Source organism: Desulfolithobacter sp. (assembly GCF_054025815.1).
Window position 1 is genome coordinate 267,068 of sequence record NZ_JBPMMS010000034.1, and the last position, 16,024, is coordinate 283,091.

The 16,024-nt window shown below is 57.3% G+C and carries 7 protein-coding genes; 2 read left to right on the plus strand and 5 right to left on the minus strand.

What is annotated here, in order from left to right; genetic code table 11:
* The first annotated feature begins 114 nt into the window (after positions 1-114).
* Both ACXJJY_RS09375 and ACXJJY_RS09380 read left to right on the plus strand, forming a co-directional pair.
* Positions 115-4,374: a PEP/pyruvate-binding domain-containing protein gene (locus tag ACXJJY_RS09375; protein ID WP_456387251.1), complete on the plus strand. Its 4,260-nt coding sequence runs from the start codon at positions 115-117 to the stop codon at positions 4,372-4,374.
* Positions 4,375-4,411: 37 nt separating this feature from the next.
* A complete protein-coding gene (locus ACXJJY_RS09380) occupies positions 4,412-7,351 on the plus strand; it encodes a heavy metal translocating P-type ATPase (RefSeq protein WP_456387252.1) in 2,940 nt (979 codons plus the stop codon).
* Between the two features lie 42 nt (positions 7,352-7,393).
* Here the strand turns inward: ACXJJY_RS09380 and ACXJJY_RS09385 are convergent, their stop codons facing one another.
* The 5 genes from ACXJJY_RS09385 to ACXJJY_RS09405 form a co-directional block, all read right to left on the minus strand.
* Positions 7,394-10,666 carry an AfsR/SARP family transcriptional regulator gene (locus tag ACXJJY_RS09385; RefSeq protein ID WP_456387253.1) on the minus strand — a complete coding sequence of 1,091 codons (3,273 nt, stop codon included), beginning with the start codon at positions 10,664-10,666 and terminating at the stop codon, positions 7,394-7,396.
* A 177-nt stretch (positions 10,667-10,843) separates the two neighbouring features.
* Positions 10,844-11,059 carry a YgaP family membrane protein gene (locus ACXJJY_RS09390; RefSeq protein ID WP_456387254.1) on the minus strand — a complete coding sequence of 72 codons (216 nt, stop codon included), beginning with the start codon at positions 11,057-11,059 and terminating at the stop codon, positions 10,844-10,846.
* Between the two features lie 56 nt (positions 11,060-11,115).
* Entirely contained in the window at positions 11,116-12,405 is a 1,290-nt protein-coding gene (locus ACXJJY_RS09395) for a hypothetical protein (RefSeq protein WP_456387255.1), read from the minus strand.
* A gap of 6 nt (positions 12,406-12,411) precedes the next feature.
* Positions 12,412-13,206: an outer membrane lipoprotein-sorting protein gene (locus tag ACXJJY_RS09400; RefSeq protein ID WP_456387367.1), complete on the minus strand. Its 795-nt coding sequence runs from the start codon at positions 13,204-13,206 to the stop codon at positions 12,412-12,414.
* Between the two features lie 13 nt (positions 13,207-13,219).
* Complete coding sequence (locus tag ACXJJY_RS09405; protein WP_456387256.1) at positions 13,220-15,853, minus strand: efflux RND transporter permease subunit; 2,634 nt, start codon at positions 15,851-15,853, stop codon at positions 13,220-13,222.
* Between the last annotated feature and the right edge of the window lie 171 nt (positions 15,854-16,024).

The window sequence follows — 16,024 nt, forward strand, 5'->3', positions numbered from 1 at the left end:
TTGGATGCGGGCCTGAAGATGCGATTGCCCCGGAGGCGGAAAGTGTGATACACTTGGATAATTCGGCTGGCGTCTGTTTTTCTCCCTGCCTCCACATCCACGCTCAGGTTACGCATGAATACTCCGCTCGTTTCCGATCCCATAGAATCCGATGCCCTGAAGGCCAACCTGGCCGAAACCGCCGGTGAGGTCACCATTCGTCCGGAATACCAGGTCCTGCTCGACATTGTCGGCAGGTACCATGGAATATCGGGTAAGCTGGAAAATCTGCTTTACGAGATCAGCCATCCCTACCGTAACTGGACCCTGATCATCCCGGAACTGCGTGCCTTTGTCCTCAAAAACCTGGTCCATTACCAGAAACACGGGCAGGGGCCGCAGGCCTTTGCTCTCTTTACCTCCATCTTTCTCGAGGCCCTGGACGACAGCCGCCGCTACGGTACGCTGGCCGGGCAGATCATGGAGGCCATGCTCGCCTATACCGACAAACTGCTCGCCGCCATTGACCCGCCGGATCTGGCCCGTTACCAGGAAGAGCTCAACAGTTATTTTGAGAAACTGGAACAACTGGACCGGAGCCTGGGCACCGAGGTGATGATGTACATGGTCCAGGGACATCACCCGATGAAAAAGATGGCCCAGCGCCTGGTCTCGTTTGCCGGGCAGGAGGGCGTGGAATTTGACTATGAGCCCATGGCCCGGTTGATGAAAAAGGTGTTGCGGCTCAACTACCGCTATTGGCTCAGCGAAGAGGATCCGCAGCCATGGTTCATCAACCAGTGCGGCAGTTTCTGTGACAACTGGGAGGCGGGTTCCCTGCTGGAGGCCATATCCCACGACACCATGCGGTGCCATCTGGCCACCCTGGAAGAGATCGATGTCGGCTCTGATCCCCTGGCGGCCCTGCGGGCCATCCTCGAGCTGCCCAACCATATGGACATCGTCCGGCTCTACCGGGCCATTCCCGGGCGGCTGGCCGGCGAGCTGGTCGGTGATGAAAAAGGACGCGCCTTTATCGAGAATCGGAAACTGGTCTTTCTTTTTCGGATCATGGACACCGCCGGGCTCTACCTGATCCACGAGGAGACCCTGCGCGAGATAAACCGCTCCCTGGTCCAGCTCATCCGCAAGCAGTCGTTTGAGGAAATAGAACAGTTTTTTGTGACCACCTTTCAACTTCTCAAGGCCAATGTTCGCAGGTACCCGCACACCTCGCTCCAGTGCATCCAGGTTATCGGCGGCGAGGTCTTCAAACGCGGAAACTCGCGTCTGGTGGAGGCGTTTTTGTGGGAAGCGGTTCGTTTCGGGTTCCAGTATGCCAATGTCCGGGGAGTTGACGAGGACTGGCAGCCGATCACCAATCCGGCCCATCTGGCCAATATCCGGGTTTGGCTGAGCCTGATCATGCAGGAGCCCAAGTGGTGTTCCACCCTGTTTTCCGCCCTGATCATCAACATCAAGCTTTCCGGAACCTGCGTTAAGGATACCGATCTTTTCCAGCGTGATATCACGGAGCTGCTCAACCATCCAATCTCTCCCATTTACAACCTGGCCAAGCAGTTCGCCAAGCTGATGCCGGTATTTTTCAACGAGATCGGCGCCGAGGGGGAGTTGCGGGAGGTTTCCACCGAGCTCGACGAGGTTCACAAGCGGCGCGACCGGTTGATTCATTTTCTCCGCAAGCAGAGCCATGTGGAATCCTCCAACCTCATCGTCGACTTCATCAAGGCTATTTTCACCTTCTGGTCCACCCTGGACAAAAAAGTCCTGCGGCCTTTTCTGCCCGAAGAAGTACTTGGACAGGTGGAAACCAGCGGTCCTTTTGTCGATGACATGCACCGTCTGGCCCTGCGAATCCGCCGGGAGCTGCGCTTTGACTCCATGCAGGATATCCTTCTCTGGCAGGATCAGGAGCGGTGGGCGTGGCTGGAACAGCAGCAGGACATCGGAGCAATGGAGAGGCGCCGGTTTGAGCTTCTGGTCAGGATGTTCAAGCTCCTGCACCAGAAGTACAATCTTGGTATGCAGGAGCTGCGCAACCAGCTACGCCACGCCGCCCGTTCCGGTTTCCCCGAGATGGAGGATCTGCTGGAGACGCTGGACAACTGCGACGCCTACCATTGTCTCGACGCACTTTTGACCCAGCTGGAGAAGCTCAAGGAGATCATCCTCAGCCCGGAGCGGTTCGAGCCGCTTGAGGAGATATACTACAAACGTCATATCGCCGTGGACATCCCGTCGGTGTACGGCCGCTATTCCGAGCGCAAGTTCGATGCCATGGGGCTGACCTTCCGGCTGGAGAATCTGGCCAACATCTACCTGGAAAAACTGTCTCAAACCATCAACCTGGAGTTTATCACCCAGGCTACTTTCTTCCGCATTGTCCGCTGTCTGCGTCTCTATCTGCGGGCCCTCAAGGTGGATGGCATCACCAGCCGGAGGCTCGACACCTACGCCAGCCTTCTCTCGTCCTCCATAGGAATCAAACGGTTCACCTACACCCAGCATCTGGACATTGTCCGCGGTTTGTCCGAGGGGGTCAAGGACATCATCTACGCTTACTACACCAATGTTCACCAGAACAACCTCTCTATCGTCATCCCGCAGATAGGCAAGGAAAACCTCCTGACAAGGTACCGACCTCTGTGGGATGACGAGGATTTGGCCGCAAGCGTTCACCGGCTGTCCGAATCCTTTTTTCGCGATCTTATCGCCTCCACTTTCGGGCTCCAGCACCTGGACAATTTCATCCTTCGGATCATCCAGACCATGGAGGCCCAGAAGGATATCCTCGACGAGCAGTCCCTGGATCTGCTCATGACCTATAATCCGGAAAAAACCATCAGCTCGCTCTATAACGAAAACCTGCGGACCCATAACCTGATTCATCTTGGCAACAAGGGATTTAACCTGATGGTTCTGGCCAACGACCACAAACCGGTTCCGCCCGCCTTTATCATCACCACAGAAATTTTTCGCTGCTGGCCGGCGGTTCAGCGGTTTGGCCGGGCCCGGGACGAATTCATGCGCAGGGTACGTAACTCGATCAATGAACTCGAAGAACGTACAGGCAGGGTTTTCGGCGATCCCGATCAGCCCCTTCTGCTCTCGGTCCGTTCGGGTTCGGCCATGTCCATGCCCGGGATGATGACCACCATCCACAATGTGGGCTTCAACGAAGACCTGGTCGAAGAGTTTGTCAGTTTCCACCCTGACCAGGCTTATTTTATCTGGGATAATTACCGTCGTTTCGTCCAGTCATGGGGTATGGCCAAGGGGATGGGCCGGGATGTGTTTCAGGAGGTCATGAACGACCATAAACAAAAATACGGCGTCTTCCTGAAACGAGAGTTTACGGACGACCAGATGCGGGAGCTGGCTCTTTGCTACCGCGACCGGGTGGTGAGCAGCGGCTTTAAAGTTCCGGACGATCCCTGGCTGCAGCTTATCGAGGCCGTGGAGATGGTCCTGGACTCATGGAACACGGAAAAGGCCAGGGACTACCGGCGGATAATGGATGTGTCGGATGACTGGGGTACGGCGGTGATTGTCCAGACCATGGTTTATGGAAACCTGAGCCTCCAGGCGGGATCGGGAGTACTCTTTACCGCCCATCCGTACCGGAAAGTGCGGCGGGTGGCCCTGTGGGGTGATTATGCGCCAGGAGACCAGGGTGAGGATATTGTCTCCGGTCTGGTGACGAGCTATCCCGTGTCAGTGGAACAGGCCCGCCTGGACGGCCGCTCGGTGGGAAATTCCCTGGAGCGGCGTTTCCCCGAGATCTATGCCCGACTGCTGGAGATTGCCAGGGACCTGGTCTACACCAAGGAGTGGAATCCCCAGGAGATCGAGTTCACCTTTGAAAGTCCCTTGCCCGACGATCTCTATATTCTCCAGACCAGGGATATGATCACCCTCAAGAAAAAGGAACGGTTCAAGGTTTTCGAGGAGACGGAATCGCTGAAAAAGGCCCTGCTGGGAAAGGGAATCGGGGTTTCGGGATCAGCGCTTTCGGGGCGGGCGGTCTTTACCGAGGACAATATTCTCAAGCTTCGGGACCGGGACCCTCGAACCCCGCTCATTCTCATCCGCCAGGATACCGTTCCCGAGGATATCAGGGAGATTTCCCTGGCGGACGGGCTGCTCACGTCCCGCGGCGGTCAGACCTCTCATGCCTCGGTGGTGGCCACCCGGCTGGAAAAGACCTGTGTGGTCGGTTGTCGAGACCTCCAGGTCTATGAATCCAGGGAATATTGTGAGATCGGTGGCCACCGGATCAGTTTCGGCGATCCCATTTCCATCGACGGACGACAGGGACTGGTGATGGATGGAATGCATCCGGTGCGGGAAGAGGTTCATATCCTGCCAATTTAGGAAAATACCTGTTGAAAGGCCGGGAGCCAAGCCGATTATGGAACATATGGAAAAGACCAGGGAACCCGACATGCACCTGTTTTCAGTGGCAGACATGAGTTGCGACCACTGCAGGCAGGCCGTGGAAACAGCGGCAACGAGCGTGTCAGGTGTACGTAAGGCTGAGGTCGATCTGGAAAAAGGCACCCTCCTGGTCCTGGGCGGTGATCCGGAAGAGGTGGTCCGGGCCGTGGGTGAGGCCGGCTACGTGGCCCGTCTTCTGCAGGAAAAGGAGGCATCCGGGACCGGGAAGGATTCTCTCTCTGCTCCTTCTGGCCCTGCTGTCCGGGAATCAGAGGTTTTTGTTCCGGATATGACCTGTGCCTCCTGTGTGGCCAGGGTGGAGAAGGCGGTTCGCTCGATTCCGGGAGTTCGGGAGGTGGCGGTCAATCTGGTGGAAAAAAGGGTTTTTGTCAGGGGTGGTAAACTTGACGAGGTCCTCCAGGTCATTCGTGAACAGGGCTACAGAGCCGAACCGGACGGGGGAGAGCCGGATGAGGCCACCGCCGGGCGGGCAGGCCATGAAAGGAGCTATGAGATTGAGGTTTTGGATATAACCTGTGCCGCCTGCGTGGCCAAAGTGGAGGCGGCGGCCCGCTCGGTCCCCGGGGTGAGCGGGGCGAGCGCCAATCTGGTGGAAAAGCGGATCCGGGTAACCGGTGGTGATCCTGGTGCTGTGGTCCAGGCGATACGGGATCAGGGGTATGAGGCGACTCTGGTCGCCGGGTCCGGGCCAGGCTCGTTTCTTCTCCTTCCAGGAGATCCGGACCGGTTGGAGGCTGCCGGAAAACTGGTTAAGGACAATGATCCCGGGGCAGAAGTGGTGGTCGGCGAACAGGATCTTCAAGTTCGGACCGCCCTCCATCCGGCCGATCTTCTGATTCTGCTCGAGGACAATGGGATTCAGGCCACGATCGAGGAAGCGCTGGAAGATCCTTATCTTCGGGAGGCCAGGGAAACCCGGCTCGAGATCAGCCGTTCATGGCGGCGGGCCCTGGTGGCGGCGCTGGCAGGCTTTATTCTCATGGCCGGCAAGATGAGCGGGGTTTTTCCCCCGGTCAGGGAGAACAGGATGTTCTGGGCTGGCATGGCCCTGGTCTGCCTGGTCACCATGTATTTCAGTGGCCGCCGGTACTACGTGTCGGCCTGGAAACAGGCCCGCCACCGCAGTGCCAATATGGATACCCTGGTGGCCCTGGGTACTGCGGCAGCCTGGATCGCCTCTGTGATTGTCATTCTTAATCCGGATTTCATACCCGGCCGCGAAGGCCATCTTTATCTCGATGCCTCGGTGATGATACTGGCCTTTCTTCAGCTCGGGCATGCTCTGGAGATCCGGGCCAAGCGCACCACCAGCGAGACGATTCGTTCCCTGGTCGGCCTGCGGGCCAAAGATGCGGCCGTGGTCCGCGGTAAGCGGGAAAAGACCGTGCCTGTATCACTGCTCCGTCCAGGAGACCTGGTTCGGGTGCGGCCCGGAGAAAAGATACCCATTGACGGCGAGCTGGTGGAGGGGCGTTCTACGGTGGACGAGTCCATGCTTACCGGTGAGCCGCTGCCGGTCCAGAAGGGAGTCGGTGACCTGGTGACCGGCGGAACCATGAACAGGTCTGGTTCTTTTATCCTCCGGGTTACCCGGCCGGGAGATGAGACCACCCTGGCCCATATCATCGCCATGGTCCGGCGGGCGCAGATGTCCAAGCCGCCCATCGGCCGGCTGGCTGATCGCGTGTCGGCGGTGTTCGTGCCGGTGGTGATTGTTCTTGCGATCCTCACTTTCCTGACCTGGTTGTTCGTGGCCCCTGAATCCGGACTGGCCTATGCCCTGACTGCCGGGATCGCTGTACTGGTTATTGCCTGTCCCTGTGCTCTTGGTCTGGCCACGCCCATCGCCATCATGGTGGGAACCAGCCGGGCCGCCGAGCTGGGGGTGCTTATCCGCAACTCTGACGGGTTGCAGAGCGCAGCCACCCTGACCCACCTGGTGGTGGACAAGACCGGGACCCTGACCATGGGGAGGCCTGAGGTCACCGATGTTTTTCCAGGGCCCGGAGTAAGCAGGGAGACCATTCTGTCTCTGGCCGCCAGCCTGGAAAAGGGATCCGAACATCCTCTGGCCGAGGCGATTGTCCGGGCTGGAGAACGGGTGGAAAATGCGAATGTGATGGTGGAGGATTTTTCAGCTGTTGCCGGTCGGGGAGTGCGGGGCGAGATCAATGGAAAGCCCTGTCTTCTTGGTAATCATCTCTTCATGCGTGACCAGGGTCTTTCTCTGCCCGCAGATCTGGAGAAGATGGCCCGCAAAGAGGCTGCGGCAGGAGGGACCCCGGTATGGCTGGCCAAGAGCAATCGGGTTATTGGTCTGTTGATCCTGCGTGATCCTGTGCGGAAGGATTCAAGGGACGCTGTTCAGACGCTGCAGGAAAAGGGGGTCACTGTGGTGATGTGTACAGGAGACAACCGGGCCACTGCCGGGGCCGTCGCCCGGGAACTGGGGATTTCCGAGGTCCACAGCGAGGTGATGCCTGCTGATAAGCTGGCCGTGGTGGAGTCGCTCCAGAAACAGGGCTTCCGGGTGGGCATGGTGGGGGACGGGGTCAACGATGCCCCGGCACTGGCCCGGGCCGATACCGGGTTTGCCATCGGTTCTGGTACGGATGTGGCGATTGACAATGCCGACATAACCCTGGCCCGGGACTCCCTGGCCCAGGTATGGGTCGCCATCGCCATCTCCCGCGCCACCATTCGCAATATCAAGCAGAACCTTTTCGGGGCCTTTATCTACAACACCGTAGGAATTCCTCTGGCCGCCGGAGTCCTGTACCCTTACACCGGCTGGCTGCTCCAGCCCATGTTTGCCTCGGCCGCCATGGCCCTTTCTTCGGTGACCGTGGTTACCAATGCCAACCGTCTGCGGTTTTTCAGGCCTGAGCGGTAACAGTAAAAAGCCTGTCCGCTTTCCGGTCGGGTCGGGATCCGCTTATCCGTGTCCCCAGGAAACCACACCGAAGAGAAGATCGTCGATCTGGTCCTGGTCGTATCCGAGGTCGCGCAGGGTTTGCCGGTAATCGATGAGCAGTTCTTTGGCCTTGAGCATGTCCTTGTTGTCGATATAGAGCCTGTAAAGCAGGGCGATGAGCCGGTCGTCCATGGGGTCGTGGGTCAGGATCCGGGTCAGAATAGAGATGGCCTTGCGGTTGCGGTGCATGGTATCAAGAGATGAGGCCCAGGTCCGGCCGATCCGGGTCAGAAGGTTGACCAGGCCGTCGTGGTAGTTGCGTGGCATGGTGGCGGCGAAACAGTCCGTGGTGGTCGGCCAGTGGTCAAGGGCCTGTTCAAAGGCATTGCCGGCCTGCCACCAGCTCTCCGTGGAGACGAGATTCAGGCCGGTGGAGGCCTGCTGCATGAATTCCTCGGCGTCTACCCTGCAGTTTTCCAGGCTGAGAATACCCTTTTGCATGCTCAGATAATGTTTTACCGGTACGGTGAGGCGGGCGCCCAGGGCCCGCCGCAACCGCATGAGCAGGGTGTCAAACTTGGACCTGGCCTTGTCTGGCGGGCTGTCGGGCCACAGGTCAAGTTGGATGTGTTCCTGGCTTAGCTGGCGATGCGGGCTGGCGAGCAGCATGCCCAGCAGGGTACGCTGGGCCGGCGTGAAGGACTGGGCCGTATAAAGCACCCGGCCATGCTGACGTATTGTAAGGGCGGTAAGTATGGAAAAATGAAGCAGGGGGATGGGGTTACCCTGACTGTCAAAGCTGATGTCAAGCCGCTCCCGGGCAAGATGGACGGCAAACTCCTTTTCCAGGTTGTGGCGGACAGCGAACCGGAGCAGTCTTTTCATTGTCCGGGGGGTCCAGGTCCAGAAACAGGTGTATCCGTGGCGGCGCATAAGGACCAGGGCCTCCTGCAGCAGGGTCATTGCGCTGTCTTCCTGCTCTTGCTCAAGATGGATCCAGGAGAGGTGCACAAGCGATATGGTTTTCAGGTAGGGTGAGGGGATGGTGTCTGCCAGGCGGCGGCCCTTTTCAAGCAGCTCTATTGCCTGGTCATACTTCTCCAGCCTGGCATGGGCGGCGCCAAGGACAAGAAAGTTGAGAGCCTCGTAGAACGGCCCACCTGCAGTTTGGCGCATTTTTATCGATTCCCTGGCATATTCACGGGCCTGGGAGCGCTTGCCGAGCAGGGCATGGAGATAGGCCAGCCACTGAAGAAACTGGCTGCGCATATGGGGAATCTGGGCCGCGTTTGAGGAGTCGAATCCGGAGAGCAGCAGCTCCAGAGCCCGGTCGTTTTCACCCTGGGCAATGAGATTGGCCGCGCCCCAGACGTGGAAATATGGGCCGGTGACTGTCTGTTCGACAATGGCCGCATCCACATCCTGGCGGATACGTTTCTGCAGACTGCAGAAACTGTTGAAATGGCCGTACTTGGTAAGAAAGTTGAGCTGCAGGACCAGCAGGGTCAGCTTGTTTGATCGGCTTACCAGGGGGTCGTAGAGCATGGGAAATGTGAGCTCTATCTCCCTGAGCTGCTGGTTCATGTTGCCGGTGAGGGATTCGGTGTAGCCGCATACGAAACGGGTGGAGACGATGTAGTTGCGTATATCGTGGCGGATGGCCAGGTTCCGGGCCATGATTGCGTATTCCCGGGCCTTTTCCATGTCTGAGTTGAAAAAAGAGTATCCTGCAGCGATGTTTCTCGCTACCATGATCCGGGCATGGACAGGAAGATGATTCCGGTGGCGCATGAAAAGCCTGGCTGTGCGCGCCAGGAGGTCGGATCCGGTGCGGTAGAGCCCGGAGACCACGAAATGATAGTAGAGCAGATGGGACAGGGTCAGCAGTTCGCCGATTTCGTCTTCCTGGCTGGTAAAATGGTTCCGGGCCGCTTTCAGCAGGGGAAGAATTTTTCCCGGATGAAAGTCGGCAAAGACCAGGCTGCCCAGTAGGGTAAGCCAGCCGTATTCAAACAGGTGCTTTTCGGGGATGGACTTGATCAGTGTCAGCAGGGTGACGGTGCGGTTTCTTGCCAGCAGGTGCAGCCCCTCCTGTTTGATGATCTCCTCCATGGCCTGATAGTCGCCGGCCTGCAGGTAGCTGCCGAGGGCTTTTTCCACCTGGTTGCAGGCCAGGTAGAAGTTGGCTGCCTCGTGGTAGGTCCTGTTGATCTCTTCCCGGGAGAGGATTTTGCGGGCCTGGTGCTGGAGAAATTCCTGGAAAAGATGGTGGAGGCGGAAGACCTGGTGGGTGTCGTCCAGGGGCAGGACAAAGAAATTATCGTGCATCATCCGGGTCAGAATGTCGCCTATATCGTGTCTGTCGGTGATCCGGGCGGCCAGCACCACCGGGATTTCTTCGAGAAAGGAGAGCCTGAGCAGGGGCAGGTGGATGTCTTTTGGGATGTTGACCAGGATCTCGTCACGGAAGTAATGAATCATCTGTTCGCTGGTCATGCCGACGGAGGGGTTTTCCTGCTTGTCGCTCCGTTTCCGGATACTGGATAGACCATGTCTGGGGTGAGCGGCCAGGAGAATGCCCATGATCCAGCCGCCGGTGAAATTATGGATATGGAGGGCTTCCTGGCGGGAAATTTCCTTTTTCAGAACACGGGTTATCAGTTGCTCCACCTCGGCTGGAGAAAGACTGAGGTCTTCGTTACGCAGGTAAAAGACATCGGTTCCGTAGCGGAGAATTCGCGACGACAGTACCGGTGGTCGGCGGCTCATGAGAATGAAGTGGAGATGGGGTGGCGAAGTGTCGATGAGATGATCGAGCAGGGTACAGGACAGGGATGAGTTTTCGATCAGGTGCAGGTCGTCGAATACCAGGTAAAATTCGCCGGCCAGGTATCGGTCCAGATCGGCGAGCAGGATATTGACACAGCTTTTTATGTCCAGGGGACCGATTTCGCCCTGGCGGATGATCTTCATCAGCTGGGGGGATTTGAAGCCTGGCAGGTGCCAGCTGATACCGGCACTCAGCGCGGTGAGCAGAAGAACTGGGTCTGAATCTTCGGGGCCGAGTTGGTACCAGGCAAAGGGCAGGTCAGCATGCTGGAGAAACTGGGCTACCAGGGTGGATTTGCCTTGTCCGGCCTGGGCCTCAATGAAGAGAACTTTTTTGTAATGTCCCAGCTGTTCGACGATATCCTTGAGCAGCTGGTCACGGAACAGGTTGTTGGCCGCGTCGAGTCGGGGAGGATAGAACTTGTTGGATGGGATTGCCTGCCGTAGGCCAATGAGTGGTTGCATAACGCCTAAGCGAGCTGATGGTTACGGCCCGGCCAGGCGGATATTAAGAGAGGATTGTCGGATCTGGCACGGCGGACCAAAACAGAAAATATAGCGGTCCAGGATGAAAATGTCAAAGAAAAAACCCCGGAAACCCACCGGGTTCCGGGGCGAAAGAGAGGGAGAGAAAAACCGGAATTAACAGCTTCGGCTTTCCGGAATGCCGAGTTTTTTAAGGATGATTGCCAGGGGGCAAAATTTTGTGAAGCCGAACTGGAAGAGATTGGCTCCTACAAAAGCGGTGAACCAGAGCCAGTATTTGCTCATAAAGAGCGGACTTGCTTCGACACCCAGTGCCAGGCTGAGGAGAATGAAAAAACCAGCGAATACGTGAACCCAGTCGTTGACTACCATTATATAGCTCCTTGAGTTTGTTGAAAGATTAAAAATTGCGGGTTGCCAGGTGCAGGTCAGAAACTGTACCGTACCCTGGCGTACATGTTTGAGTTGTCTCGAAACTGACCCCAGAACGTGTCGTCATGCTCGCCCCAGAAAAGGTTCAGGCCCCCTTCGACCAGCCACTGGTCGGTGAGTTTGTAGGTGGCCTTTGGCCGGGCATAGCCATCGTTGTCCGAGGGCGAGTAGTAGACAAAGAGGGACAGGATCAGGTTCTGGTTCATGAGCAGCCGGGTCAGGCGCATGGTCAGCAGGTGGCGGAATTCGTCACGGGCACGTGCCCCGGCCGGCAGGCTTTTGGTGTAGTTGTCGTAGTTGTCGATAACTTCCAGGTAATACTGGAAGCCGCCGGTCAACTCACGTGCCAGTTCCCGTTCAAAGCCGGCCAGAAAGCGGTACTCCGAGGGACGGACCAGAGGATTATGGCCGCCCTGGTCATGAACCGAGTCATAGTAACCCACCTCCAGGTTGCCGATCCCGCCCAAAAACGTCCCCCGCATCGATCCGCCCCAGACATTGAGACGCGGATAGAAGGCCTCATTGCTGAACGCGTCAAATCCTTCCGGCTCCTGCCAGAAACCAGAGTAGCCATACAGGGCCAGCTCAACGCCGGATATGTGTTGAGACAGTCTGGCGGCGATTTCTCCCTGGCCAAACCAGCTCTCCGGCTCGTTCACGGCCATGACCATGTCCCGGCCGACAATCCGCCCGGCCAGCGGGTTATAGTACGAAAGCCGCTGGCCGGAGATGAATTCCGATCCTTCCAGGAGCGGGGTAAACACCAGGTCCAGGTTGAAGGATTCGAAAAAAAAACTGGTTTTCAGGGCATTGGACGGCTTTTTAAGATATTCGTCGTCGCGGCCGATGAAAAAGGACAGCCAGTCCTTTGGAAACATGTCGTTTATGAAGATCAGGTCCCCGGTACCCCAGGTCAGTACCTGGCGGCCCAGCTTGACATCCATGATGTCCGCAGGGGAGAAGAGCATGCTGGCCTCGCGCAGCTTCAGCGATGTTTCCTCGCTGACCGCGTCTCCTGTCAGGTCACCCTTGACGGTGAAAAGGGTTTGTCCCATCTCACCGCTCAACTCGAGCTGCATCCGTACCTCACCGGCAGAACCGTCTTTCTCATCGGCCCCGTTGTCTGTGCGCAAGCCGACCAGGGCCTCCATGTAGCCCCTGGTTTCGATACCGAAACGGTCGTAGAGGCTTTCGGCCAGGCCGACGGTCTCGGTGGCCGTACCCTTTTCCGGTCCACTGGTCAGCAGGACCAGGGAGAACAGCAGGAACTGGATTTTGTTCTTCATGGTCTGTCAACGAACCTCCCGTGGCGGACGGCGCAGGTACCGCTCGGTGAAGATTCGATCCTTGAGGCCGATGTTGTATTTAATCCCGGTAAACTCGGCCACGGTTTCGCTGCCATTGACCAGGTCGGCGGCCCGGGAGCGTATGACCGTGGGATAGCCTTGAATGTCACGAATTTCCAGTGCTTCCACCAGCCGGTATTTCTGTCCGTTTTTATCCAGATACTCGCTTTTTACCGGCATGAATGTCTGTTTGTCGATCCAGACCGTGTACTCGGAAAACTCCACGCTGTCCGGATCCTTGGGGGTGTTTTTCACCAGGTAGAATCTGTCTGTGGTTTCAATCAGCTCGTGGACGTCCTCTTCCAGTCCCCGGCCCGAGACATCCTCGTAAAGGAAGTTGGAGCCGACAAACGAGGTCCGCTTGTCCGAAGCGGCGATCCGCTTGACCAGGTCCAGGGCCGGCAGATAGAGCCAGCGGTCATCATCGCGGCCGATGTGCTTGTGGACCATGAAAACCATCTTGCGCACATCGCTTGGTTTTTTGAAGTAGACATAAAAAAACTGTTCGCCACCGTCCTGTTTGTCTTTACGGAGGATAACGAATTGCCGCTTGCGGACCCGGCCCTGGGAATCGGTGATGGTCATGGTCACCTCGGCCCGACCGTCGTCGCCGGCATAATAGGCCGCGAGATTGGCCCGGTTGACGATTTTCTCCACATCAGTCAGGTCGTCTGCCATGGCTGTGTCGGCGGGGGGCACAAGCAGGCTGAAGGCGGTGAGCAGTATGAGAGCGTATTGCATGGTGTAATCCTTTTTATTTCGTTTGTTTTTCAACCGTTTCTCCTTGATTTCCAAATACCCGTCCCTGCAGGACGGTGAGCATGGCCGGCAGTATCCACATGGTGGCCAGGCCCGAATAGAACATGATGGAGGCCAGGAAAAAGCCCACTGTCTGATACGGGACCAGAGGCGCGAACAAAAGCGGCGTGAAGCCTATGGAAATGACGATGGTGTTTCTGCTGATGGCCCGGGCCGGTTCCTCAAACATCACTTTGACCGTCTGCTTCCAGTCATGCAGCCGGGCCATGGTCATCCGTGCCCGCTGGAGAAAGTGGATGGCGAAGTCCACCGCCAGTCCCAGGGTCAGGGACGAAAGAACCGCGACCGGCATGTCGTAATCCTTGCCGATGAGCCCGATGACCCCGTAGATGACCCCGATGGTAAAGGTCAGCGGAATCATGGCCAGCAGTCCCCAGATTGCGGAACGAAACAGTATGGCCATCATGATGAAGACCACGGCGAAACTCGACAGAAACGACTTGAGCATGCCGGTGACCATCTTGTCCTGCCAGACCACGTTGATATAGGTCAGGCCGGCCCAGTTATGTTCCAGTTCGATGGGCGGAGGGTTGTTTTTGAAGTAGTCTTCCACGTCCACCAGCACCTTTTCCATGTCCTTGTTGTCTCCGGAACGGAGCTGGATCCAGATGTTTGCCCGTCTGTAGTCCGGGGTCACCAGGTGCCAGAGATCGTCGGGCTTGTGGCTGTTCTGGAACGAGATCAGGGTCTGGGCCACCCCGTTGACCGTGTCGGGAACCGTGTAATGGCCCGGGTCCCCTTCGAAGAGCTCCTTGTGGACCTTCTTGACCACGTCGGTCACCGAGTTGGACTTGCCCACATTACCACGTTGTACCATGTACTCCTGCAACCCGGCGATATAGTTGAGGATATCTGGACGTTTGAATATCTGGTCCCGGTTGCGCAGGGCGTCCAGGCTGTCCAGAGCTGCGGACCAGGCATCGTAGGAGGCATCGTCGTCGACAACCACCTGTCCAAGCTCTTCTTCCCACAGGTCGCCGAGGCGCTCAGCCAGTTCAGCAGCGGTTTCCACCTCTCCCGCAATCCGGGCTATCTGTTCCAGGGCCCGGCCCTCGACGGTTGTGGTTTTGCTCAGCTTGGGACGGAGGTGGGCCGTGAGCCACGAGGCTGCCTGGGCAGGAGAAAGTTCCGTGTCCCTGCCGGAGAGCACCAGGTAGGCCTCGTAGGTACCGGCAAAATGGGAGTTAAGCACCTTGTCGGCCACCCTGATGTCATGGGTCTTCTTGAACCATTTAACCGGGTTGTCGTTGACCTGGATCATGGTGATGCCGATCACACCCACCAGCATGACCGCGATGTTGAAGCCGATGACCAGCCAGGGTTTGCCCGAGGAGATTCGGCCGATCCAGCGCAGGTGGCGGTTGATGAGCGACCGGTCGCTGGCCGGATTCACTGATTCGGTGACTCCGAAGTTCTCCAGGCTCTCTTCCTTCATCATCATCACGTAGGCCGGGATGAAGAGAATGGTCAGGAGCCAGGCCAGCATGATGCCGATGGCCACGAAGATACCAAAGGCCTGAACCGGTGGAATGGGGGTGAAGGCCAGGGAGGCGAAGCCGGCGGCTGAGGTCAGTGAGGTGTAGAGCATGGGCGAGAACAGGTGGTCCATGACATGCTCGATGGTTTTGCGCCTGTCCTTTCTGTTCTGGTATTCGTCGAAGAACTCGGAAAGGATATGGATGGAATCAACCACCGCAATGGGCATGATAAAGATCGGGATCATCGAGCTCATGATGTGCAGGGTGTTGCCGGTGCCTATCAGAAGCCCCATGGTGGAGATCACCGTGCACATGGCGATGATCATCGGGGAGACAATAAGCTGCAGCTTGCGGAAGAAGAAATACATGAGAAGGAAGATCATCACCATGGCCATTGGCGCGGAAATGGCCATCTGGATAAACATTTCCTTGCCAAAGGTGTCTTCGGCTACCGGCAGCCCCGTGATGTAGAACCGGTCGCCTCCCTGGTCCAGGGTGGCTATTTTTTTCAACAGCTCCCGGCGGACTTTGTGGGCGAAATCTTTCTGGGTGATGGGCAGGTAGAGAGCGATGGCCTTGCCGTCTTCCGAGACCAGGGTTCCCTTGAGAAGCGGATTGTCCAGGGCGGCGTCACGTATTTTGCGGGCTTCTTCCCGGGTGGACGGTGGCTTGGGCATCAGCCATTCGAAGCGTACCTGACCCAGTCCTGCCTGGACGATGTTGTCCACGTTGTCAGGGGCAATGATATCCCGGGCCACCACCCGTCGCTGAGGATTTTTCGGATCGGCCAGGGTGGCGGCAAACTTGCTCAGGGTATAGATCCTGGCCAGGCTGTCGGGATTGAAGACACCGTCCGGGTCTTTTTCATTGACTACTCCAAGGACAACCACGTCATAGAGATTGAACTCCTGTTTGGTGCGGTCATGGAAAATACGGACAAACTCGTCCTTGGAGAGCATGTTTTCCGGGTCAGTGTCCACGTGAACCCGGACAATGAGAGAACCGAGTATCAGGGTCATGAGTACCATGACGGCGGTGACCACCCGGGGCCTGTCCAGAGAAAACTGTATCATCCGTTTACCGATATGCATGGATCGCTGCTACCTTTTCTTTATTGTTTTGTCTTTGAAAAACACCCTGAATCCTGGTGATTTCATTACTGTCTTCCTGGTTGCCACTCCAATCTCAATACTGAACTGAGCGTTTCACCCATCCGGATCCTCCCTCTGGTCGCTTACCTGCAAATGAAAATCGCTTGGTTC